Source organism: Pseudomonas sediminis, from assembly GCF_002741105.1.
In the GTDB taxonomy this organism is placed as follows: Bacteria; Pseudomonadota; Gammaproteobacteria; order Pseudomonadales; family Pseudomonadaceae; genus Aquipseudomonas; species Aquipseudomonas sediminis.
Map to the genome: position 1 here is coordinate 144,010 of NZ_NIQU01000004.1, position 21,812 is coordinate 165,821.

The following is a 21,812-nucleotide window of genomic DNA, read 5'->3' on the forward strand; positions in this document are numbered from 1 at the left end:
CCGACTGTCGATACGGCACTCCTGCGGGGTGCCGTTTGCCTTTACTCGGTTGTATGAGAGCTCCCCCATGAAAGACCTTCTGTTCGGTCTGATCTTCATCGCTCTGGGCCTGGCCGTATGGCTGATGGCCCGCGAGTTTCCGGTCGTGCCCGGCATGCAGTACGGCGCCGACTTTTTCCCCACGCTGATCGCCATCGGCATGGCCGGTGGCGGTGCCGTGCTCAGCTTCAATGCATTGCGCCAGCTGCGCACGGAAGGGGCGGGCAAGACCGCCGGATTCAGCCTGCCATCAATGGCTCTGCTACTGCCTTGCGCATCGGTCGTGGCTTACATCTACCTCAGCGAAGTCATCGGCGCCGCTCCGATGATGCTGTTGATCATGCTGACGCTGCTGATTCAGCGTGGCGTACGCCTGATGCCATCTCTGGTCATCAGCTGCGTGGCCACGGCGATCATCAGCCTCTCCTTCGGTCACCTGCTCAAAGTTCCGTTGCCCGTCGGGCCCCTAGGTTTCTGAGGAGCCAACCATGAACGAGTTACTCGACGGCATTCTGCTCGTCTTCAATTTCCAGACGCTGCTGGTGATCCTGCTGGCCGCTCTGTTCGGTGTCTTCGTCGGCGCCATTCCGGGCCTGTCAGCCACCATGGCCGTTGCGCTGCTGGTCCCGATCACGTTCGCCATGGACCCGACCGCTGCCATCGCGGCAATCATCACCACCGCTGCCATGGCCATCTTCGCCGGCGACATTCCCGGCACCTACCTGAATATTCCGGGTACACCGGCTTCCGCCGCCTACGTGGCCGACTCGGCTGCGCTGGGCCGTGCCGGGCGTGCGCGTGAGGCACTGGGCCTGAACGTCACCTGCTCGGTGATCGGTGGCCTGACCGGCACACTGGTGCTGGTGATGATCGCCCCGTCGCTGGCCGAGTTCGCGCTGAACTTCAGTTCCTTCGAATACTTCTGGCTGGCCGTGCTCGGCCTGGGCAGCGCGGTGTTCATCTCCACCGGTTCGGCGGTAAAGGGCTTCCTGTCGCTGATGGTCGGCCTGCTGCTGGCCACGGTCGGCCTGGACATGGTCACTGGCGCGCCGCGCTTCACCTTCGATGTGCCCGACTTGATGGGGGGCATCAACTTCATCCCGGTGATGATCGGTTTCTTCGCCATGTACGAGGTGATGAAGCTGTATTCCATGCCTCGCGACAAGGCCAATGGGCAGGACGCGACGCAAACCATCGCGCCCCAGCACGGCAGCGTCTTCGGTATGGTGCCAACGCACCTCAAACGCTACTGGAAGAACGTGATCCGCGGTAGCAGCCTGGGCGCCTTCATCGGTGCATTGCCTGGTGCCGGCGCCGATATCGCGGCATGGATCTGCTACGCCGTCAGCAAGAAGCGTTCGAAAACCCCTGAAGCCTACGGCAAGGGCCATGTCGAAGGCCTGGTCGACGCGGGCTCGGCGAACAACGCTGCAGTTGCCGGTGCCTGGGTACCGGCGCTGGTGTTCGGCATCCCCGGGGACTCGATCACCGCCATCGTCATTGGCGTGCTGTACATGAAGGGCATGAACCCCGGGCCAACCATCTTCATGGACAACAGCGCCATGGCCTACGGCCTGTTCACCGCCTTCTTCGTCGCCAACCTGATCCTGTTGCCGATCGGTTACCTGGCGATCCGCAGTGCTCATATCTTCGCGGTGACGCCGACACGCGTACTGATGCCGATCATCCTGTGCTTCTGCATCGTCGGTGCCTTCGCCATCAACAACAGCCTGACCGATGTGTGGATCATGCTGGTCTGCGGCATCGTCGCCTATCTGATCGCCAACGCTGATTTCCCCATCGCCCCGGCGATTCTCGGCCTGGTGCTGGGCAACATTCTCGAAACCAACTTCATGACCTCGATGATCAAGGCCGACGGCAACCTGCTGGCCTTCGTCGAGCGTCCGATCAGCATCGGCCTGGCCCTGCTGGTACTGCTGGTGGCCCTGTTCCCGGTACTCGCCAAGTACTGGCGCATGCGCTACCCACGCGCCCTGCCCTCGCCCAAGGAAGCTATCGAATGAGTCGCATCGCCCCTGAACAACTGGAACACTTCATCCAGCAACTCTTTCTCGGGGCTGACGTCAGCCCCGAGGTCGCCAGCGTGGTCAGCCGCGTGCTGGTCGAGGGTGACCTGCTCGGTCATCACACCCACGGTGTGAAACTGGCCCAGGGCTACCTCAAGGATTTGCGCAGCGGCCAGGCCAAAGGTAAGGCCGACAGCCTGCAGATCATCCGCCAGACACCGGCGGCACGGCTCTACGACGCTGACTACCTGCTCGGCCCGTACTGCGTCGAACAGGCGCTGGACTTCACCGCCCAAGCCGCCCGCACCTTCGGTATCGGTGTGGCGACCATTCGCCGCTCGCACCATATCGCCTGCCTGGCTGCGTACCTGCAACGCTACACCGAGCAGGATCTGATCCCGCTGGTGCTGACCTCCGACCCGGCCGTGGCCTCGGTGGCGCCGCACGGCGGCCTCGACCCGGTATACACGCCCAACCCGCTGGGCATCGGCATTCCCACTGGCGAGAAGCCGATCCTCATCGACGTCAGCATGTCGACCATCACCAATGGCCTGGTGAACAAGACCCACCAGGCCGGCGGCCAGCTGGAGCACGCCGCGCTGATCGGCCAGGACGGCCAGCCGACCCGTGACACAGCGGCCTACTTCGGCACGCCGCCGGGCGCGATCCTGCCGCTGGGCAGCCTGGAGTTCGGCCACAAGGGCTTCGCCCTTGGCACCATGGTCGAGGCGCTGACTGCCGGTTTGGGCGGTTTCGGGCGCAAGGACGGGGTCAAGCAATGGGGCGCTGCGGTGACCGTGCTGACCTTCGACCCAGCGTTCTTCGGTGGCGTCGATGAACTGAAAGCAGAGATGGATCACTTCGTCGGTGCATGCCTGGAAAGTCGCCCGCGGGTGGCACAAAACCCGGTGCGCATGCCGGGCCACGCCGGCATCGCGCGCCGCGCCAAAGCCTTCGAGCAAGGGCTGGAGTTGCCGGACGATGTGCTGGCGGCGCTGCGTGGGGCGGCCGGTGAGGCGGGGTTCGAGTATCCGTTCTGAAAGCGTGCGGATAACCCTGAGGGGCGGCATGGCCGCCCCTTTTTTTTGCCTTGCGGGCGACAGGTAGGGTGTGCCGCGCGCACCAGTGGTTAATGCCGATGGTGCAACTGATATGCACGGCGCGCCCTACCGGGCTGGAATAAAAAACTGCCTCGTACCTGCAGATGTGGGGAGTACGAGGCAGTTGGGAAACTAGTTGCGAATCCGCTCAGCCAGAGCGCGCCAATGCGCCGAGTGGATCAGGTCAGGGGTCAGCTCTTCCAGGCTGCTGCAACCGAGCAGGCCCAGGGTGCGATCCAGTTCGGTACGCAGAATCTCGAGCGCGTGCACGGCGCCTGGGCCCTTGCCGGCGGCCAGTCCGTATAGGCCGGCGCGGCCGATCAGCACGCCGCTGGCGCCCAGCAGCAGCGCCTTGGCGATGTCGCTGCCACGACGGAAACCACCATCGAGGAAAATCTCCATCCGTCCCTGGTTGATGCGCGCCACCTCCGGCAGTGTCTCCAGCGCCGACACTGCACCGTCGAGCTGACGACCGCCATGATTGGACAGCACCACGCCGTCGACGCCGTACTGCAGCGCCAGACGTGCGTCATCCGGGTGGATCATGCCCTTGACGATCAGCTTGCCGTGCCAGATATCACGCAACCAGGCGATGTCATCCCAGCTCAGGGTCGGGTCAAGTTCGGCGGCCAGTGCGCTGGCGGCGCCTTTCACCGAATCCTTGCCGGGCGGCAGCAGGTCACCGAGGTTGCGAAAGCGCGGCACGCCATCGGGCACCAGCACATCCCAGATCCACTCGGGGTGACACAGCACATCGAGGCGGTTGCGCAGGTCCAAGTGCAACGGTTTGGCGTAGTTGCGCTTGTCCCACTCGCGATTGCCAAAGATGGCGCTGTCGGTGGTCACCACGATGGCTTCCAGGTTCAGCCGTTTCACCCGCTCGACCAGCTTGGCCACGTGGTCACGGGTGCGATACAGGTAGATCTGCATCCAGGCGCGCACGCCGTCGACTGCGGCGATGTCCTCGATGGACGTGGTCGAGGCATTGCTCAGCACGAAGGGGATGCCGGCGTCTGCCGCAGCACGCGCCAGGTGCAGGTCGCCGTCACGGGTCAGCAGGCCGTTGAAGCCGGTGGGGCCGACCATGAACGGCAACTGCGAGGTGCACCCGAAGATGCTGCGTTCCAGGCTGCGCTGGCCTACATTGCGCAGGGTGCGCGGCTGCAGGGTCACGCTCTCGAAGATCGAGCGGTTGCGCTTGAGGGTGAACTCATCGTCCGCCCCGCCTTCGACGTACTCGAAGGAGAAATTGGGCAGGCGGCGACGGGCCATCTCGCGCAGTTCTTCGATGTTCTGCGCACGACGAAAATCGCGCCCTGGATATAGGCGTCGTTGCATGATTCATTCTCTATTCGCTAGATAAACGATCTGCTGCGCGTCGGCCCTACTGCGTTAAAAACAGGTTCGGAGTGCTCATGTACAAAAGTACATTCCGCCTCCTCACCTGTTTTTGCCTTGTATGGCTCTAGCTCGCGAGATCTTGCACAGGCTGTGCGTCGCATATCGCCCTGAAATCAACGGCTCCAGGCAACTACTTCCTGGCACTGCTCACCCAGCCCACTGATGCTCAGGCGCATGCGGTCACCGGCCTTGAGAAACTGTGGCGGTTTCATACCCGCGCCCACGCCCGGCGGCGTGCCGGTGCAGATCACGTCGCCCGGGTTGAGCGTCATGAACTGGCTGATGTAGCTGACGATCTCGTCTATGGAAAAGATCATCGTACGGGTGTTGCCGTTCTGCCGGGTCTCGCCGTTCACGCTCAGGTGCATATCGAGATTGCGCAGGTCGGCGATTTCGTCAGGCGTCACCAACCACGGGCCGATCGGGGCGAAGGTGTCGCAGCCCTTGCCCTTGTCCCAGGTGCCGCCCCTTTCGAGTTGGTAGGCACGCTCGGACACGTCATTGACGATGCAGTAGCCGGCAACATGCTCCAGCGCCTGCTCACGCTCGACGTATTGCGCCTTGCGCCCGATGACGATGCCCAGCTCCACTTCCCAGTCGGTCTTTTCCGAGCCGCGCGGGATGATCACCTGATCGTTCGGCCCACAGATGGCACTGGTCGCCTTCATGAACAACACCGGTTCGCTGGGCACCGGCAGATTGGATTCCTTGGCGTGATCGGCGTAGTTCAGGCCGACGCACAGCAGCTTGCCGATATTGGCGATAGGCGTGCCGATACGCACGCCATCCTCGACTCGCGGCAGGCTGGCCGGATCGAGCGCGCGCAGCTCATCGAGCGCCTTGGCGTCGAGCGTCTGCGGGTTGATATCGGGCACGTGCTGCGACAAGTCGCGCAGGCTGCCGTCGGCCGCGACCAGCGCCGGCTTCTCTTGGCCCGGCGGGCCGTAACGCAACAGTTTCATGCCTTTTCCTCTTCCGCGTAGGCGCGTACGCGCACACCGTTGATCTCACCCAGCACATCGAACAGGCGCGGGACGTACTTGTCGCCATGGCCCAGTGCCTTGGCCAGCATGAAGGTCTGGTACACGGCGTCGGACACGATGCCGGTGGTCGGCGTCATCTTGCTCAGCTCGGTGTAATAGCGCATGTCCTTCTCGCAGTTGGCCAGGGCGAACTGCTGCCCGGAATCGTCGCCCTTCAGGACATAGGGAATGATCCGCTCGAAGGTGCGGCTGTAGCCGCCGCTCATGCTGCAGATCTCGGCGAATGCGGCCAGGTCGATGCCATTCTTCGCCGCCGTGCAGAACGCCTCGGCGAGGATGGTGGCGTTGCCCTGGGAAATGAAGTTGTGGATAACCTTGGCCTTGTGGCCCGAGCCCAGGGGGCCAAGGTGGTGGATGGTCTCGGAGAAGCACTCGAGCACCGGGCGCACCTTGTCGAGCACCTCGGCATCGCCGCCGGCGAGCACATTGAGGCGTCCGGCCACGGCATCCTTGGGGGTCCGGTTGACCGGCGTATCGAGGTAATGGCCGCCTTGTGCAACCACCTGCGCGGCCAGGTCAGCGGTGCGGTTCGGATCACCCGTGCTGCAATCGACGACGATCTGCCCCGGGCGCAAGCCAGCGAGAATACCGGTCTCGCCAGCCAGAGCGCGGCCGACTTCCGCCGTGCCTGGCAGACACAGCAGTACCACGTCGACAGCACGCGTCAACTCGGCGGCGTTGGCGTATTCGCGGGCGCCCTTGCTGACCAGATCCTCGACCGGCTGACGGTTGCGGTGCGCCGTGACTCCGAGGCTGAAGCCCTTGTTCTGGATGTTGCTGGCCATGGCATGGCCCATCAACCCGAGGCCGATGAACCCAACATTGATTGCGGTCATGAGACTCCACCTTGCATGTAGCGACTGTGCCCGGCACCAGCCGTGCCGAGCACAGGCGTAAAGGGTTACTGAGCGTTGCGGACCTTGGCGATCTCGGCGTTCATTTCATCCATCAGCGCCGGGCCATACTCGGCGACCAGCTTCTCGACGGTCGGACGCACCTGCTCACGCATGCGCTCGATTTCCTCAGGCGCGACTTCGTTGATCTGCATGCCATGCTTGGCCAGCGCCTCGCGCGAGCTGACGTCCATATCGCGCGATACCTTGCGCTCGTAGGCCTGTGCCTCCAGCGATGCACTGCGTACCAGTTCACGCTCGGTTTCGTTGAGCTTGTCCCAGGTGCGCTTGCTGAAGATCGCCACCAGCGGATCGTAGAAGTGGCCGGTCAGCGACAGGTACTTCTGCACTTCGTAGAACTTCGAGGTTTCGATAGCCGCCAGTGGGTTCTCCTGGCCATCCACGGTGCGGGTTTCCATCGCGGTGTACAGCTCGGTGAACGACAGCGGCACCACGTTGGCACCCAGCGCCTTGAACGATTCGATGGCGGTCGGAATCTGCTGCAGACGCAGTTTCAGGCCTTTGATGTCTTCCAGCTTCTGCACCGGGTGCTTGCTGTTGGTGATATGACGAAAGCCATGATCCCAGTAGCCAAGGCCGATCAAACCATGTGGTTCCAGGGTGGTCAGCAGGTTCTGCCCGGCCGGACCGTCAAGCACGGCATCGACCTCGGCGGAGTTCTGGAACAGGAACGGCAGGCCATACAGGGCGAAACCCTTTTCGATGCCCGAGAGCAGGCCGGGAGTTACCAGCGTCATGTCGACAGTGCCGCCCTGTACGGACGAGATCACCTGGGCATCGCCACCCAGTGTGCCGCTGGCGAACACCATGACCTTCATTTTGCCGCCGCTCTTTTCCTTGATGATCTCGGCGAATTTCTGCGCGCCCAGGCCATGCGGGTGGTCCTTGGCCTGGACGAAAGCGATCTTGAAGTTGTGGCGGTTGATCTCCTCTGCAGCCTGACTGGCGGCAGACAACAGCAGGGCCGAGGAGCAGAGCAGTGCGGCGAGGGCTTTGGGGATGAATTTCATAAGGTTTCCTCTTGTTGTTATTACCGCCAGCAATGGCGGGGAAATGGGCGAAACAGCCCGCTCCGCATTCGCCGTCAGAACACGACGAATGCGGTGTTGTCGATCAGTAGAGCCACTGCGCGGGTACCAGCAGCAGTTGCGGGAAGGCCAGCAGCAGGCCGATCACCAGCAGTTCGGCGAGCAGGAAGGGCAACACACCGCGGATGGTCGCGACGAAGTCGATCTTCGCCACACCGGCCACCACGTTGAGCACCAGCCCAACGGGCGGAGTGATCAGCCCGATGGCGCAGGTCATGACGAAAATCACGCCGAAGTAGATAGGATCGATACCGGCCGCGACGGCCACCGGCATCATCACCGGAGCCAGAATCAGGATGATCGGCGACATGTCCATGGCCATGCCGATCAGCACGATGATGGCGACGATCAGCAGCATCAGCAGACGCGGGCTGTCCATCAGCGGCTCCAGTACCTCGACCACCGAGCTTGGCAAGTCGGCCACGGTGATCATCCAGGCAGCGACCATCGCCGAGGCGACCAGGAACATCACCATCGCCGTGGTCATCACCGAAGACACCAGTACCTGGTACATGCTTTTCCAGGTCAGCTCACGGTAGATCACCAGGGAAACGAACAGCGCATAGACAGCTGCCACCACGCCCGCTTCCGTGGGCGTGAAGATCCCGGCGCGCAGGCCAACGAGGATGATCACCGGCAGCAGAAGCGCCCAGACACCTTCGTAGAACGCCTTGGCGACTTCGCGCATCGGCGCTCGCGGGCGGGTGATCAGCGTCTCGCGGCGCGAGATGATGGCCCAGGCGATACACAGCGACACACCCATCATCAGACCGGGCGCGATACCGGCGAGAAACAGTTTGGTGATCGATACGTTGGCCGCCACGCCGAACAGAATCAGGCCAATCGAAGGCGGCAAAACCGGGGCGATGATGCCCGATGCAGCGACAAGACCACCGGCAATCGCCTTGTCGTGACCGACCTTGACCATCATCGGCACCAGCAGCGCAGCCAGCGCAGCGGCATCCGCCGCAGCCGAGCCTGACAGGCTGGCCAGCACGCAGGCGGCCAGGATGGTGACATAGCCAAGCCCGCCTTTGATGTGGCCGACCAGAGCAACGGCCATGTTGACGATACGCCGGGACAGACCACCGGCATTCATCAGCTCACCCGCGAGCATGAAGAACGGAACAGCCATCAGCGGGAAGCTGTCGGCACCATTGACCAGACCCTGGGCGACGATTTGCGCATCGAACAGATCGAGGTGATACATCATGGCCAGTGCGCAGAGGATCAGCGCATAGGAGATGGGTACACCAATGGCCATGGCGCCCAGCAGAGACAGTACGAATATCGCGATGATGACCATCACATCACTCCGATTCTTATTATGAAATTGAGCGCCGGCGGCAGGCCGGGCGAAATACTGGAAAGCGCTACTGATGCAGCTCGGCCGAGAGGTCAGGTCGCGGTATTTCGCCGCCCAGTGCGAGACGGGCGATCTCGTAGAGATGAATCAGGCAGGCCGAGATGCCGAAGAACACACCAGAGCCGTAGAACAGGCCCATCGACCAGCCAGCGACCGGCGACGGTACGTTCCAGTTGATTTCCATCTGCTGCCAACTGCCCCAGAAGAACAGCCCGGAACAGGCCAGCATCAGCAATTGGGAAAGGATCAGGCAGCCGCGCTCACCCCAGCTCGGCAGCGCCCGGAGCGCCAGGTCCACACTCATGTGACCCCGCTCGCGCAGCAGCACCACGGCACCAAGGAACGTCAGCCAGACGAAGGCCCAACGCGAAATTTCTTCGGAAATGAGGATGCTTTCGTTGAAGCCGTAGCGCAGCACGACGTTGCCGAATACCAGCACCACCATGGTCACCAGGCAGATGATCGCCAGCACCTTGAGCAGGGTGAAATAACCGTCGACGAGCTTATGCATGACGGCGCTCCAGCAAGCTGACGATGACAGCGTACAGGCAGGATGTCGGCTGGCAGCCAACGCTCCCGGAAGGATGGGAATGAGCCATCGGGAAAGCCTCACATTGTTGTTTTTGTAAGCTGGCAAGCAGCCCTGTGGAGCCGACACTAACATCACAAATTATTGCGTGCAATGTTCATTTTTGTCAGTATCGTCGCCAGTCGATCACAACAACAATGAGAACGAGCCATGCAACTCATCACCAACACCCCAGCCGTGGTCATCCTCAGCGATCTCGATTCGGTCGCGGTCGCACGCCGCGCGCTGGCCCAGGGCAGCCGAGTCGAAAAGCTCGATCTAGAGGCTCTGGACGATATCCCCGCCGGTCACAAGATCGCCCGTTGCCACATTGCCGCCGGGCAACCGGTTCTCAAATACGGTCAGGTCATCGGTGTCGCCAGCCAGGACATCGCCGCCGGCGCACATGTACACACCCACAACGTGGTGATGCCGCAAAGTCACTCCAGCGGCGAACTCCCCGCGGCCATCGAGCGCACACCGGTGCTACCGCCGGAGCAACGTCGTCGCTTCATGGGTTATCGCCGCCCGGACGGCCGCGTCGGCACGCGCAACTACATCGGTATCTTGTCCACGGTGAACTGTTCGGCGACGGTGTCGCGCGCAGTGGCGGCGCATTTCAATGGGTCGGAATTGCTCAAGCGCTACAACATCGATGGCGTGGTGGCGCTGACCCATGGCAGCGGCTGTGCGATCAACACCGAATCGGAAGGCTTCAAGTTTCTCGAGCGCAGCATCTGGGGCTACGCCTGCAACCCGAATATCGCGGGTGCGCTGGTCATCGGCCTGGGTTGTGAGACCAACCAGATCAGCTCGCTGATGAAGCGCTACAACATCAGCGAAGGACCGAACTTCCGCGTCTTCAACATCCAGAATGCCGGCGGTACCCGCGCCAGCATCGCCCGCGCCATCGAGCAGGTGACCGAGATGCTTGACGCCATCGGCCGCCTGGAACGCACCTCGGAAAGTGTCGAGCACATCATGGTCGGCATGCAGTGCGGCGGCTCCGACGGTTATTCCGGCATCACCGCCAATCCAGCACTGGGCTACGCAGCCGACCTGCTGGCGCAGCACGGCGGCACTGCAATCCTCAGCGAGACGCCAGAAATCTACGGCGCCGAGCACCTGTTGATCGCCCGTGCGATCAGCCATGAAGTGGGCCAGAAGCTGCTCGACCGCCTGACCTGGTGGGAGGAATACACGCGCATCAACGGTGCCGAGCTGAACAACAACCCCTCGCCAGGCAACAAGGCAGGCGGCCTGACCACCATCCTGGAAAAATCCCTCGGTGCGGCGGCCAAGGGCGGCACCAGCTCGCTCAACGGCGTATACGAATGGGGCGAGCCGATCACCGAACGCGGCTTCGTGTTCATGGACAGCCCCGGCTATGACCCGGTATCCGTGACCGGCCAGGTCGCCTCCGGCGCCAACATGATCTGCTTCACCACCGGCCGCGGCTCGGTGTCCGGCTTCAAACCGGCGCCGTGCATCAAGCTGGCCACCAACACCGAGATGTTCCGCAAGCTGGAAGAGGACATGGACATCAACTGCGGCGGCATCGTCGATGGTGAGTTGAGCATCGCCGAAGCCGGGCAGAAGATCTTCGACATCCTTATCGAGATCGCCTCGGGCGAGCCGTCCAAGAGTGAGCTGTACAACTACGGCGACAACGAGTTCGTCCCTTGGCAGGTGGGCGCGGTGACCTGACCGTCAGGCGCTGAGGGAATGAAAACGTCCGGGCGATCCCGGCCGTTTTCGTCTCGATTGGAAGGTGCCAGCGGAGCGCACCCAATGGTAGGGTGCGCCGTGCGCACCAACACCAGACAGCCTAAGCCTCGACCCGTTCTAGATAGGGCACCGCCTGGATCACGTTCTGCGCGCGGAACTGCGCCAGGCGCTGCTTGACCTTGCGCTCGGCGATCACCAGGTGCTCCTCCATGCTCTGCGCCGCCAGGTCAGGGCGACCGGCCTGCAGGTTCTCGAAGATGCTCAGGTGCTCGCGGAAGAAGGGTTCTTCATCGGGGAAGTAACTCTTGTCCAGCAGGATGTGCTTGCCCGACAGCAGCAGCGAGTGGGTGCGGCGCAATATCTGCAGCATCTGCCGATTGGGACAGCGGCCCAGGGTTTCGATGTGCAGGTCGCTTTCAAGATCGTCGAACTGGTGGCTGTCCATGTCCGGGTAGAGATCCATCGCCTGGTGCAGACGCTCGATATACCCCTCGATCTGCTCGCCATCGATGAACTCCGCCGCCCGCATCAGCACATAAGGCTCCAGGCGCCGACGCACTTCGTACAGCTCAGCCAAACGCGCCTCGTCCCACTGCCCGAGCTGCCAACGGGAGCGCTCGTCGCGCTCGACCAACCCCATCAGCGAAAGGCGCGTGAGCACCTGGCTGGAGACCGTGCGGCTGATGGCGTAATGGCGGGACAGTTCGAGCTCGTTGATGCGATAGGTACCGAACAGCGACTGGTGCAGCAAGTCCCGTTCGATCTGGTCGTATACGGATTTCCAGGTTTCAGTCTTGCGCGGAGCCTGAGCCTGGTCATCCGTCAGCTTGAAATCAGCGGCCTCGAGCTTGCGCCGCAGCACCTTGCCGGGCTGCGCACCAACCAGATAACCACGGCCTTCGAACGTACAGACAAGACCTGCCTGATGCAGGCTGAGCAGCGCCTGGCGCACAGGCGAGCGGCTCACCCCGAACAGATCCGCCAGGGGTCCTTCAAGCAGCAACGTTCCCGACTTGAGTCGACCTTTACGGATGCTCGTTGCGATGAGTTCGAATAACTGATCGTTGAGGTGCTTCTTCATTATTGTTTTCGGGTCGTATGTGAGAAGGGAAAGAACCACAGAGCTCCATGCCCCGCAATACTCCTACATATGACAGCCTCATACAAAACAGCTTTTGCATGCAATGTTCTTTATCGACAACTCGTTGTAGCGTGACGACATATGCCAGGCGATGTGCACGTCCTCACAACGCGCGACCCTCCTGTAAAGCACGGTACTGATTCGGCGAGGTGTTGAACCAGCGCATGCACGCCTTGTGAAAGCTGCTCTGATCACGAAACCCCAGCTGCGCCGAGATGTACTTGAGACTGCGGCTGGTGTTGCGCAGAAAACTGTCAGCCTGACGGCGGCGGGCCTGGTCCAGCAGCAGGCTGAAGTTCGCCGAATCACGTTCAAGGCCATGCTGCAGGCTGCGCCGGCTCATACCGAGCTGATCGGCAATCTGGCTGAGACTCGGGCTGATGCCCTGACTCAGTTGCTCGGCCAGAACGCGCCTTACCCTGGCTTCCAGCGATCCATCCACCTGCTCACTCATGCGCGCCTGCGCATATTCGACGTGCAGGGGATGCAGGGCTACGGCCGCAGTGGGCAGTTCGATCGCACCAGCCTCGACGCTGAAGGTCATGCAATTGCGCCGTGCCGAGAAATACAGGTTATCGCCAAACAGGCGCCGCAACTGCCGCGTGTCGGCAGGCTCGGGATAGGTCAGCTCCAGCATCAATGGCATGGGCCGCTGAAACGGCGAAAGCCAGTGCACGATGGCAAAGATCAAGGCCGCCCCCGCATCGATGAAGGCTCGCGGAGCCCGCTGGGCCACCGTGGCGTTCTCCAGGCCAACCAGCTTCAGGCGATCGACATGGTGCTCCAGAAACATGTGCGAGCCGTCGCTGGTCATCGGGTGATAATCGGCCAGGCGCTGCAACGCATGAGCCAGCGTCGGACTGGACATCAGCGCGTAGCTCTGCGCACCAAGAATGCACGGGTGAAAATGCTCGTATGCATTCAGCCCCATGTCCGCATCACCCGTTTCGCTCACGAGTGCACTCAGCAGACGGTAGACCAGCATCACCCTGACCGGCTCGCCTCCGGCCAAGACCTGATCCAACCCAGGTAGATACCTGGCCAGCGCTACACCTTTGCTCGCAAATGCCTTGGTCATTACCTGGAAACAGGCATTTGTAATCGTATGCATCAAGTATTCCTGAGCGACAACCTAATTGGCCCACCCAAATAACACGCAGAAAAAGAAGGCTGGGCCAGAGGACATACGATTGGTTTCCCGGAACACTTCTCACCTCATAAATCGAGTGCGAGGATGACGCAGGCGAGTTGCCAGCACTCTTAATCTCTACAAGAAACTGGAATTGCCTCTATCGGTAAATAGTCACTTCGTGAGCAAGATGTGACTGCCTCGCACTCGAGCGCTGTGAAACCTCATATGACCAGTGCGCAATACGCAGGCACTTGGCCAGTTCAAAAAACTTCATAAGGCGCATAGCGCCATTACCTATCGATCAGTGATTGCACACCACGACAAAGCGGGTGACGGCATCTTTTTTTCATTGCCAACGAATTCATTACAGGGACAGGGAAAGATGCACAGCCCCCGAGATACCGCCCTTTTCAGAGACGCCCTGGCATGACCAGCCATGAGCCTTTCTTTCGCCTTGTAACCAGCAACCCGCTGAATGATCTGCAGCGAGCACACCTGTTTTACGATCAGCTACAACGCGGTCAATTTCACCTGGCCTTCCAGCCCGTGGTCGCTCCCGGCGAAACCCAGCGAGTGCTGTACCGTGAGAGCCTGCTGCGTCATACAGGCGAGGGGCTGGGCTTCAATCCCTTCCCCTTGCTGGAGCGGCTGCACGTCATACGGCCGCTGGATCATCGCGTGATCTGCACTGTACTCACGCTGCTACAGGACAACCCGACACTGACCCTGGGCTGCAACATTTCCGCGCTCAGCACCGTGCTCGACAACGATTGGGATCAGTTGCTGGAGCGTTTCTCCAGCGATCCCGAGGTGACCAGCCGCCTGGTCATCGAAATCACCGAAAGCGCCGTGCCACCCAGCCACCGTAGCGCGGTCGATCTGGTTCATCGCCTGCGCCATGCCGGCTGCCGGGTAGCAGTCGACGACTTCGGTTCGGGCTTCGGCACATTGTCGTTCATTCAGCAAAGCCAGCCGGACATCATCAAGATCGACCAGAGCTATATACAACGCGCGCGTAATAGTACTCAGGGCGAGAAAACGCTCAAGTATCTGCTGGAACTGTGCAAGACATTGGCCCCCTGCGTAATAGTCGAAGGCGTCGAAACCTCTGCCGATTTAAATCTGGCGAAAAGTCTCGGCAGCTATTGGGTGCAAGGTTATTTATTCGGGCACCCAACAGCCGACTTGAGCGGAATGCAAGGCTCTTCTCGCATCACTAATTAACCGACGTGGCCACCGATATAAAAGTTGATCACTCAATCAACTTTTATCGCCTATCCATAAATCATCACACTGCTTTTCACGAGGTCGCCATGTTACTGAGAAAGATGAAGATCGGTTGGCGTGCGGCTGCCAGCTTCTCCATGCTCGCACTGCTGGTATTGATACTGGGCTGGATCACCCTGACGCAAATGTCACGCATGGACGATATGTCCGACGCCATCGAAGAAAAGTGGTTTCCCTCGGTACTCGCGCTGGATGAAATGAACATGAGCGCAGCGAGGATTCGTGCGCTGACGTTGCGCATTTATATCTCCCGCAATGCCGAAAAGCGCAGCACCGACCTGGCTGCTCTCGAACAGGCGAAGAAGGATCTGGCACGCGTCGAGCAAACGTACGCCACCTTCATCACTTCGACCGAAGAACAGGCAGCCTTTGACAGCTTTCGCAGCAACCGAGAACGCTATATGGCCAGTCAGGCCGAGGTGATGGAAGCGATTCTCACCGGTAACGACATGCAGGTCAGCCAACTGGTAGAGGGCACACTGAGCGAAACGGCCGACGATCTGACGGCATCGATGCGAGAACTGATGCTGCTCAACAAGGCTGGCGCCGGCAATGCCTCGGCGCAGAGTGAAGATGCCTACGACAACGCCAGGCATATCGTGCAGACCGCCGTTGCCGTGGCCATGCTGCTGACGGTAGTACTCGCCCTGCTGTTCACGCGCAGCATCGTCGCGCCGCTGAACATGGCGGTGAGCATGGCCGATGACATTGCCGCCGGTGACCTCAGCCGTGAAATCAGCGACGAGGGCCAGGATGAACCGGCACAGTTGCTGGCCGCACTCGCCAGCATGCGTAACAGCCTGCGCGACACCATTCAGCAGATCGCAGACTCGTCCAGCCAGCTGGCATCTGCCTCCGAAGAGCTGCATGCCGTCACCGAGGCCAGCACACGCGGGCTGCACCAGCAGAGCAACGAGATCGAGCAGGCCGCCACTGCAGTCAACCAGATGACCGCCGCCGTGGAAGAGGTGGCGCGCAACGCCGTCAGCACGTCCGAGGCCTCACATGAAAGCAATCAGAGTGCGTGTCGCGGCCATTCCCAGGTTGGCCAGACGATCGACTCGATTCGCCTGCTGACTCAGGACATCGGTACCACTGGTGAAGAGGTCGGTCGCCTCGCGGGCAATGTGCGCAATATCGGTCAGGTCATCAACGTGATCCGTGCCATTGCCGAACAAACCAACCTGCTGGCGCTCAACGCGGCCATCGAGGCTGCACGGGCCGGTGAGCAGGGCCGTGGCTTCGCCGTAGTGGCCGACGAGGTGCGCGCCCTCGCCCACCGTACGCAGCAATCGACCGGTGAGGTCGAGCAGATGATCGCGCTGATTCAGAAAGAGACCGAACAGGCCGTGCAGGCGATGGACGACAGCATGCAGCGCACCAATTCAACACTCGACCTGGCCCAGGCCGCCGGGCAAGCGCTGGAGGAAATCACCCAGTCCATCGGCGCGATCAACGAACGCAACCTGGTGATCGCCAGCGCCTCGGAACAACAGGCGCAGGTAGCGCGCGAGGTGGATCGCAACCTGGTCAACATTCGCGACCTGTCGCAACAAAGTTCGGCCGGCGCCGATCAGACCACCGCCGCCAGCCAGGAGCTGTCACGCCTGGCAGTCGACCTCAGCACGCTGGTGACGCGCTTTCGGTTGTGACGCCACAACCCGACTGTCTTTCAACTACTTGGGCTCAAGGGCAAGTGTGATCGCACTTGAGTCCGTGTCAGCGCATGCAGGGCGAGCCACCTCGCTTAGCGGCTAAGCATGAAGGTTTCAAACTCGAGATCGTCCAGCGCCTCATTGAGACGGTACAACCCCAGGAGCACGCACAGCAGCAGCGACAGGGTGAAACCATAGCCGAAGAAAGTCGGGCCGAGCATCTGGCTGAACAGGGTCAGCGCACCGTTTGCCAGGACGAAGAGAACGCAGAGTTCAAGGACGATGGCGCGCTTGTCCAGATAGAAGAACACGTTGAGCAAGGCCATGAACACTACCTGAATGCTCACGCCGATCACGTCGATGTAGAACAGCGGCAGGTAGTAGTGCGAGATACCCAGCCAGGACAACAACTGCGGCGCGAGCAGAAACAGCAGAACCAGGGTCAGCCCCTGAACCTTGCAGATTTCCATCAGGCCCTGGCGAATCGCCAGAATCATCTGCTCCTTGAGCCAGCCGATGTGCTGCAGGGTTTCCCCGCCGCGAATCGCGTCATAGACCCGCTCGTACCACTCGGCAAAGTCGGTTTCGATGCGCACCAGGAATACAGCCATGCCGGGGATGATCGACAGGTAGGCGAGGAAGATCGGTAGGTCATAGAGGATTGACGCCCGTAGCGGACCGATCACGGCTTCGGAAGTCGAAGGGTTGAACCAGAAGATGAACTTGTCGATCCAGATGCCCAGGTTGTAGCAGAGCCCTGTCAGCAACAGGCTGCCGAATACCTGGCGACGCTTGAGAAAATCGAACGCGACCAGGCGCTCGGCCGGATACTCGCGAAGGATGTCGAACAGGAAGATGAACAGTAGGCTGGAGTGACCGATCAGCAGGCCGAGCAGCAGGCCGTCGATATTGAGAAAGCGCAGCAGATAGGCCGAAGCAACCATCAGCGAGTAGCCGAGGAACATCACCCCGAGAATGCGGTTGTAGGCCTTCATCCCGGACAGGAAGATGATCACCAGCCACAGGTTGCACAGCACCACGAAGTTGGCCATCACCAGCAGGCGATAGGAAAACGACTGATCGAACAGCAGGCCCAGCACACAGATCGCCAGCAGCCCCGAGACGATCGTCACCAGCAGCAGGATGCCCACCAGGTTGGGCAGGATCAGATCCAGGCGTTTCTCGAACAGCCGGTCGGAGACGAAGCGGGTGAAGAACAGCTGCAGCCCACCAGTGAGGATCAGCGAGGTGGCCATCAGATACGTCACGGTGACCAGGAACTGACCGATCAGCGTTTCCGGCAGCACCGCCCCGAGGCTCAGTACACCGATGAGCATCACGCTGATGATCGACAATACCCACGGGCCGGAACTGATCAGGCCGGCATACAGGTAGGCGCGCATCGTCGAGGTGTAGGAGTCCTTGGACAGGATCTTCCTCAGTTCAAAACCTATGCCCGCCATTTACGCGCTCTCCGTGCCTTCGCGATACAACTCGCGATAGCGCGCGAGCATCAGTTCTTCGGTGTAGTAACGTCGCACGCGCTCCAGGCCGACGGCCTGGGCCGCCTTCCAGCGTTCGGGATTGCGTAACAGCGAAAGGATGGCGCGCGAGGTAGCCTGTGGGTCGGCAATTGCTACCACCTCCCCAGCCGAGCCAAGCTGACGATCCTCCTGCGTGGAGCCTTCGACCAACTCGCGGCAGGAGCCTACGTCACTGGTCACCACCGGCGTGCCGGCCGCCCAGGCCTCGAGCACCACCAGCGGCTGCGCCTCACTGATCGAGGTCAGCACCATTACGCCCAACTGCGGTACGACTTCGCGCACCTGACGGAAGCCGAGAAAGCGCACCTTGTCCTGCAGCCCCAGACTGGCCACCAGGCTGTGGCACTCGGCCGCGTAATCCGGATCTTCTTCTTCCGGACCCACGATCCAGCCCTCGGCTTCGGGTATGACGCTGACCACACCACGGATGGCGCGGATGAAGGTTTTGACGTCCTTGATCGGTACCACCCGCCCAACCAGGCCGGCTACCGGTGGTACGCCTTCTGGTCGGCTGAGCAGTGCCTGATCCCAGCTGGCCAGGTCGATGCCATTGGGGATCACCCGAGTACGCTCCTCGGGAGCGCCATCGAGAACCTGACGTCGCCTGTTGCCTTCGTACAGCGCGATGATGGAGTGTGCAGATCGGTAGGTGATCAGCCCGATACGTTCGAAGAAGCGGATCCACAGTCTGCGGATGTAGCTGACCTCCGCATCGAGGCCGGTGCTCAGGCGCTCGTCGGGACTTTCGGCGATCCAGCCCGCCTGCGCCAGATCGATCTTGCGCTCCTTGGTATAGATGCCGTGCTCGCTAAGCAGGTAATAACAGCCCCAACGGCGCTGCAAAACGCTGCCCAGCATGCCCGCGTAACCAGTGGAGATCGAGTGCAGCATACGTGCGCGCGGCAGCGTTCTGGAGACCTCCGCAAGCATGAACAGCGGCGCCTGCATGGAGCGCAGCGTCCAGAAGTAATTGACGAATGACGGATCGGCGCAGTGTTGGGTATATCCATCGACGATGGCATCCCAGCTGGCACGACTTTGCAGGAAGGCCTCACGGCCGATGCGCCCGGCCGCCAGGGTGTCGACGAATGCATCACCCTGCTCAGCGCTGGGCTCCTCCGGGTTGTGCAGGAATCGATGCACATCCAGCATCAGCTCGGCCAGCTCTGCGCTCGCACGGGTACTGGTGGTGGGAATCGAACTCCAGGAGTCTTCGAGGAAATGCTCCTGAATGTGCACCACGTTGTCCGGGATGGCGTAATGGCGCTTGCCGTAGGCCTCCTTCTGACCACCGATGAACAACACCGAGAAGGTCAGGTCAGGCAGCCCCAGGATCAGCTGATTGATCCAGCTCGACACGCCCCCGCGCACATAGGGCCAGGTTCCCTCGAGCAACAGGCAGACATCGACGCTCTGTACGTCGGGAACAACGGATTTCTCACTCATAACCAGTATCTTGCCAATGCCGCGAAGGGAGGACGTTGCAACAGCTCGGCCGGCATAGTCGCCAGCATTTGCGGGATGTCCGCATAGCGTTGCCGCAGGAATGCGATCTCGGCCCGATAAGGCGCCAGCTGCACCGCATCCATCCCGGCCTGCCCCGACTGGTCGAACTGCGCCAACGCCTCATCGAGATTGCCCTGTTCCATGGCGATACGCCCGGCCAGCAAGTGCAGTTCGCCACCCGAGTTGCCTTGCAGCGCCGCCATCACATGGCTCCAGGCTTGCTGCAACACGTGCTCCAGAACACTGCCCTGAGCCAGGCCGACATAGGCGAGCTCCCAGTACCAACGCGCCAGTTGCCCATGCAGGGCGAACTTGCGGTCCGTGCTGACGCTTTCCATGTCAGCCAAGGCGTGTTCGATACGCTGGTTGATTCGGCTTTCACGTTGATCGAGCATCGAGTAGGCCAGCAGACGCACGTCGTCAGATGGATCACGCAGCGCCAGCTTGAGAATCGGGATGGCTTCCTTGCTACGCATGCGTCGTGTCGCGAAGATCGCAGTCAAACGCTGATCGGGGTCACGTGCATGACGCAGCACGTCCTGAAGGCCACCATCGCTGAACATCAACTCCTGCTTGCGCTCGCGCGGCCGGAAAGGCAGCTCGGGAACGGCGGTCGCCTCCCAGGACTGAACCTTGCGCTTGCGCGGCAAGTAGAGGGCCGGAAACAGCGCCAGCGCTACGCCGATCATGCCGATCAAAGGGATGAAGAATGAGACGCTGAAAATGAACAGCAGGCTCCAAGGCAAGGGGTAGCGATAGCGGCGCGGCAGCAGCAGCCAGATTCCGGCAGCCAGCATGGCGCTTCCCAGGCCATGCGCGGAGGCATAGAGCAACGCAGCCTGATGAATCGGGAGATCGCTGACCGCACTGGCCCAGCTCCCGACCTCAAGCAGCGCAGCGCCGCTAAATAGCCACTTGCTGATCATTCAATGCGCACTCGTTGAAGAGGAAGTGTCTCAAGGCATCCCGCTCATCACCGCCCTCGAACAGGAACTGATGCGTCTGTACACCGAGCGAATCAAAATCTCGGCCCTGGCCAAAGCGCTCTGCAAAAAGCTGGCGGATACGCACCAGATATCCCTGCGCGCCCTCACCCGAGGTCAGCGGCAGCAGCACCAGCACCAGGCGACTGCCGCGACCGTTGATGACCTTGAGCTGGACATCAAGACCGCGCTGGCTGCCTTCCAGAAGACGCTGAACCTCTTCTCCGTTTTCCTCGGAGAGTTCGAACGCATATAGGCTGGCCGGCAGGGCATGGTCGCGCGCATCGGACAGCGAGCGCTTGAGCAGTTGCGAGTAGTGCTGGGCATCGGCATCTGGCAGTTGCAGCGCCTGCGCATCGCTCATCAACAGATCGGCGATATGCCCGGCGAGAATCGCCAGCAGGCTGAAACTGCGCTCATGGAACATGAAGAACGGCATCTGCTGAATCGCCAGCACTGCCAGAATGCGGTCTTCGGTATCGATCAACGGCACACAGACCTGCAACGCGGAATGCCGGACACCCTCGCCGCGATCCAGCACCTCGGAACGCACACTGACCAGCTCGCCGCGCTGCAGGCACTGGCGCAACAGCACATCGTTGCCGTTCAGCTCGCCCATTTCCCCTAGTGTGGCCAGCGCTCGGGGGTCGACTTGAGCGTTGTCCGTGACCCGATAGAGCCCCGCCACTCGCAACGAACCGTATTGGGCAAGCAGGGAGATGACCGTATCGGCCAGGGTCTTCAGGGCGTCGCGATCACCAGGCAAGGCACGCAGCTGTTCGCGCAAGCTCAGGAGTGAGCTGCGCAGACTCTGGTCGTTGCCCGCTACACGTTGCTCCAGGCGATCATGCGAGATGCGCAGGATATGGTGGGAGCGGGTGAACTCATCGAGCCGCAGCTGGCGATACTCGTTGGCCAGACTGAGTCGCTCGAGGCGGCGCTCCCAGATGTCGCGGAACTCACCGACCAGCATGCTGCAGAGCAACATGCCGACGATGAAGGACGCCGGGATGTCCAGATAGAGCTCCCACCCCGACAGCCGAAACACGAACAGCGCAGCAATCAGCAATGCGGCGCTGAACAGCCCCTGCAGGAATCCGTAACGAACGCCGAGCAGGATCGGTACGAGAATCATCCAGGGGAACGACGCCACCACGAGCAGGGGGTCGTCCGGCGATAGCCAGTAGCCGAAACCTAGGGCGAGGAGGCTCAGCAGACAGGTTTCCCACCAGGAAACACGGCCACTGGCCCTCGGCGCAAGAATGAAATCCTTGTGGGCAGACTGCATCG

General features: G+C 61.3%; 18 protein-coding genes and 2 pseudogenes. 7 read left to right on the plus strand and 13 right to left on the minus strand.

All coding sequences use genetic code 11. The annotated features are described in order from the left end of the window. Window positions 1-67 precede the first annotated feature (67 nt). From CDO35_RS11285 to CDO35_RS11295, 3 genes are read left to right on the plus strand one after another with little or no spacing between them, the layout of a single operon-like run. Window positions 68-517: a tripartite tricarboxylate transporter TctB family protein gene (locus CDO35_RS11285; protein WP_099524822.1), complete on the plus strand. Its 450-nt coding sequence runs from the start codon at window positions 68-70 to the stop codon at window positions 515-517. Between the two features lie 10 nt (window positions 518-527). Then, window positions 528-2,063 (plus strand): tripartite tricarboxylate transporter permease, encoded by a 1,536-nt coding sequence (locus tag CDO35_RS11290; protein ID WP_099524824.1) that lies wholly within the window; start codon window positions 528-530, stop codon window positions 2,061-2,063. After that, window positions 2,060-3,106: an Ldh family oxidoreductase gene (locus CDO35_RS11295; RefSeq protein ID WP_099524826.1), complete on the plus strand. Its 1,047-nt coding sequence runs from the start codon at window positions 2,060-2,062 to the stop codon at window positions 3,104-3,106. Before CDO35_RS11290 ends, CDO35_RS11295 begins: the two co-directional genes overlap by 4 nt. 192 nt (window positions 3,107-3,298) lie before the next feature. Here CDO35_RS11295 and CDO35_RS11300 read toward each other — a convergent pair whose 3' ends face one another. The 7 genes and pseudogenes from CDO35_RS11300 to CDO35_RS11325 all read right to left on the minus strand — a co-directional run bounded on the left by CDO35_RS11300 (window position 3,299) and on the right by CDO35_RS11325 (window position 9,489). Then, window positions 3,299-4,504 carry an alpha-hydroxy acid oxidase gene (locus tag CDO35_RS11300; RefSeq protein ID WP_099524828.1) on the minus strand — a complete coding sequence of 402 codons (1,206 nt, stop codon included), beginning with the start codon at window positions 4,502-4,504 and terminating at the stop codon, window positions 3,299-3,301. A gap of 176 nt (window positions 4,505-4,680) precedes the next feature. Beyond that, window positions 4,681-5,529, minus strand: coding sequence for a fumarylacetoacetate hydrolase family protein (locus CDO35_RS11305; protein WP_099524830.1), 849 nt, complete (start codon window positions 5,527-5,529; stop codon window positions 4,681-4,683). After that, window positions 5,526-5,990 carry an NAD-binding protein gene (locus tag CDO35_RS23085; protein ID WP_279432785.1) on the minus strand — a complete coding sequence of 155 codons (465 nt, stop codon included), beginning with the start codon at window positions 5,988-5,990 and terminating at the stop codon, window positions 5,526-5,528. Before CDO35_RS23085 ends, CDO35_RS11305 begins: the two co-directional genes overlap by 4 nt. Then, a pseudogene (locus tag CDO35_RS23090) lies at window positions 5,964-6,476 on the minus strand (NAD(P)-dependent oxidoreductase); the annotation flags it as partial. The gene CDO35_RS23085 and the pseudogene CDO35_RS23090, both read right to left, overlap by 27 nt. A gap of 35 nt (window positions 6,477-6,511) precedes the next feature. Then, window positions 6,512-7,534, minus strand: a complete 1,023-nt coding sequence (locus CDO35_RS11315) for a TRAP transporter substrate-binding protein (RefSeq protein WP_099524834.1) — start codon at window positions 7,532-7,534, stop codon at window positions 6,512-6,514. A gap of 103 nt (window positions 7,535-7,637) precedes the next feature. Continuing rightward, window positions 7,638-8,918 carry a TRAP transporter large permease subunit gene (locus tag CDO35_RS11320; protein ID WP_099524836.1) on the minus strand — a complete coding sequence of 427 codons (1,281 nt, stop codon included), beginning with the start codon at window positions 8,916-8,918 and terminating at the stop codon, window positions 7,638-7,640. 67 nt (window positions 8,919-8,985) lie between these two features. Further along, entirely contained in the window at window positions 8,986-9,489 is a 504-nt protein-coding gene (locus CDO35_RS11325) for a TRAP transporter small permease (RefSeq protein WP_037001854.1), read from the minus strand. A gap of 228 nt (window positions 9,490-9,717) precedes the next feature. Between CDO35_RS11325 and CDO35_RS11330 the strand changes: the two genes are divergently transcribed. Continuing rightward, window positions 9,718-11,253, plus strand: a complete 1,536-nt coding sequence (locus CDO35_RS11330) for a UxaA family hydrolase (RefSeq protein ID WP_099524838.1) — start codon at window positions 9,718-9,720, stop codon at window positions 11,251-11,253. A 121-nt stretch (window positions 11,254-11,374) separates the two neighbouring features. On the opposite strand, the gene CDO35_RS11335 is transcribed toward CDO35_RS11330, so the two are convergent. Next, window positions 11,375-12,355, minus strand: coding sequence for a GntR family transcriptional regulator (locus tag CDO35_RS11335; RefSeq protein ID WP_208019957.1), 981 nt, complete (start codon window positions 12,353-12,355; stop codon window positions 11,375-11,377). A 163-nt stretch (window positions 12,356-12,518) separates the two neighbouring features. Further along, window positions 12,519-13,526, minus strand: coding sequence for an AraC family transcriptional regulator (locus tag CDO35_RS11340; protein WP_099524840.1), 1,008 nt, complete (start codon window positions 13,524-13,526; stop codon window positions 12,519-12,521). Between the two features lie 447 nt (window positions 13,527-13,973). Here CDO35_RS11340 and CDO35_RS11345 point away from each other — a divergent pair, with 447 nt between their 5' ends. From CDO35_RS11345 to CDO35_RS23270, 3 genes and pseudogenes are all read left to right on the plus strand, one after another. Next, a complete protein-coding gene (locus tag CDO35_RS11345; RefSeq protein WP_099524842.1) occupies window positions 13,974-14,771 on the plus strand; it encodes an EAL domain-containing protein in 798 nt (265 codons plus the stop codon). A gap of 104 nt (window positions 14,772-14,875) precedes the next feature. Next, a pseudogene (locus CDO35_RS23265) lies at window positions 14,876-15,631 on the plus strand (MCP four helix bundle domain-containing protein); the annotation flags it as partial. After that, window positions 15,623-16,486 (plus strand): methyl-accepting chemotaxis protein, encoded by an 864-nt coding sequence (locus tag CDO35_RS23270; RefSeq protein WP_425048539.1) that lies wholly within the window; start codon window positions 15,623-15,625, stop codon window positions 16,484-16,486. The pseudogene CDO35_RS23265 and the gene CDO35_RS23270, both read left to right, overlap by 9 nt. 95 nt (window positions 16,487-16,581) lie before the next feature. On the opposite strand, the gene pelG is transcribed toward CDO35_RS23270, so the two are convergent. The 4 genes from pelG to CDO35_RS11370 are packed head-to-tail and all read right to left on the minus strand — an operon-like array spanning window position 16,582 to window position 21,810. After that, window positions 16,582-17,952, minus strand: coding sequence for an exopolysaccharide Pel transporter PelG (gene pelG, locus CDO35_RS11355; protein ID WP_072423603.1), 1,371 nt, complete (start codon window positions 17,950-17,952; stop codon window positions 16,582-16,584). After that, complete coding sequence (gene pelF, locus CDO35_RS11360) at window positions 17,953-19,479, minus strand: GT4 family glycosyltransferase PelF (RefSeq protein ID WP_099524846.1); 1,527 nt, start codon at window positions 19,477-19,479, stop codon at window positions 17,953-17,955. Then, on the minus strand, window positions 19,476-20,465 hold the full coding sequence (locus tag CDO35_RS11365; RefSeq protein ID WP_099524848.1) for a HEAT repeat domain-containing protein: 990 nt from the start codon (window positions 20,463-20,465) through the stop codon (window positions 19,476-19,478). The genes pelF and CDO35_RS11365 overlap by 4 nt, the downstream gene beginning before the upstream one ends. Then, the gene (locus tag CDO35_RS11370; RefSeq protein WP_099524850.1) at window positions 20,443-21,810 is read right to left on the minus strand and encodes a PelD GGDEF domain-containing protein; all 1,368 of its coding nucleotides are present in this window, start codon (window positions 21,808-21,810) and stop codon (window positions 20,443-20,445) included. Before CDO35_RS11370 ends, CDO35_RS11365 begins: the two co-directional genes overlap by 23 nt. Window positions 21,811-21,812 lie beyond the last annotated feature (2 nt).

What these genes read in the sequence shown, in the direction of transcription:
- pelF (WP_099524846.1), bottom strand. Translation starts at nt 19,479, where the DNA reads ATGAGTGAGAAATCCGTTGTTCCCGACGTACAGAGCGTCGATGTCTGC.
- CDO35_RS11365 (WP_099524848.1), bottom strand. Translation starts at nt 20,465, where the DNA reads ATGATCAGCAAGTGGCTATTTAGCGGCGCTGCGCTGCTTGAGGTCGGG.
- CDO35_RS11335 (WP_208019957.1), bottom strand. Translation starts at nt 12,355, where the DNA reads ATGAAGAAGCACCTCAACGATCAGTTATTCGAACTCATCGCAACGAGC.
- CDO35_RS11285 (WP_099524822.1), top strand. Translation starts at nt 68, where the DNA reads ATGAAAGACCTTCTGTTCGGTCTGATCTTCATCGCTCTGGGCCTGGCC.
- CDO35_RS11305 (WP_099524830.1), bottom strand. Translation starts at nt 5,529, where the DNA reads ATGAAACTGTTGCGTTACGGCCCGCCGGGCCAAGAGAAGCCGGCGCTG.
- CDO35_RS11330 (WP_099524838.1), top strand. Translation starts at nt 9,718, where the DNA reads ATGCAACTCATCACCAACACCCCAGCCGTGGTCATCCTCAGCGATCTC.
- CDO35_RS11295 (WP_099524826.1), top strand. Translation starts at nt 2,060, where the DNA reads ATGAGTCGCATCGCCCCTGAACAACTGGAACACTTCATCCAGCAACTC.
- CDO35_RS11300 (WP_099524828.1), bottom strand. Translation starts at nt 4,504, where the DNA reads ATGCAACGACGCCTATATCCAGGGCGCGATTTTCGTCGTGCGCAGAAC.
- CDO35_RS11315 (WP_099524834.1), bottom strand. Translation starts at nt 7,534, where the DNA reads ATGAAATTCATCCCCAAAGCCCTCGCCGCACTGCTCTGCTCCTCGGCC.
- CDO35_RS11325 (WP_037001854.1), bottom strand. Translation starts at nt 9,489, where the DNA reads ATGCATAAGCTCGTCGACGGTTATTTCACCCTGCTCAAGGTGCTGGCG.
- CDO35_RS11340 (WP_099524840.1), bottom strand. Translation starts at nt 13,526, where the DNA reads ATGCATACGATTACAAATGCCTGTTTCCAGGTAATGACCAAGGCATTT.
- CDO35_RS11345 (WP_099524842.1), top strand. Translation starts at nt 13,974, where the DNA reads ATGACCAGCCATGAGCCTTTCTTTCGCCTTGTAACCAGCAACCCGCTG.
- CDO35_RS11320 (WP_099524836.1), bottom strand. Translation starts at nt 8,918, where the DNA reads ATGGTCATCATCGCGATATTCGTACTGTCTCTGCTGGGCGCCATGGCC.
- pelG (WP_072423603.1), bottom strand. Translation starts at nt 17,952, where the DNA reads ATGGCGGGCATAGGTTTTGAACTGAGGAAGATCCTGTCCAAGGACTCC.
- CDO35_RS23270 (WP_425048539.1), top strand. Translation starts at nt 15,623, where the DNA reads ATGCGTAACAGCCTGCGCGACACCATTCAGCAGATCGCAGACTCGTCC.
- CDO35_RS11290 (WP_099524824.1), top strand. Translation starts at nt 528, where the DNA reads ATGAACGAGTTACTCGACGGCATTCTGCTCGTCTTCAATTTCCAGACG.
- CDO35_RS11370 (WP_099524850.1), bottom strand. Translation starts at nt 21,810, where the DNA reads ATGCAGTCTGCCCACAAGGATTTCATTCTTGCGCCGAGGGCCAGTGGC.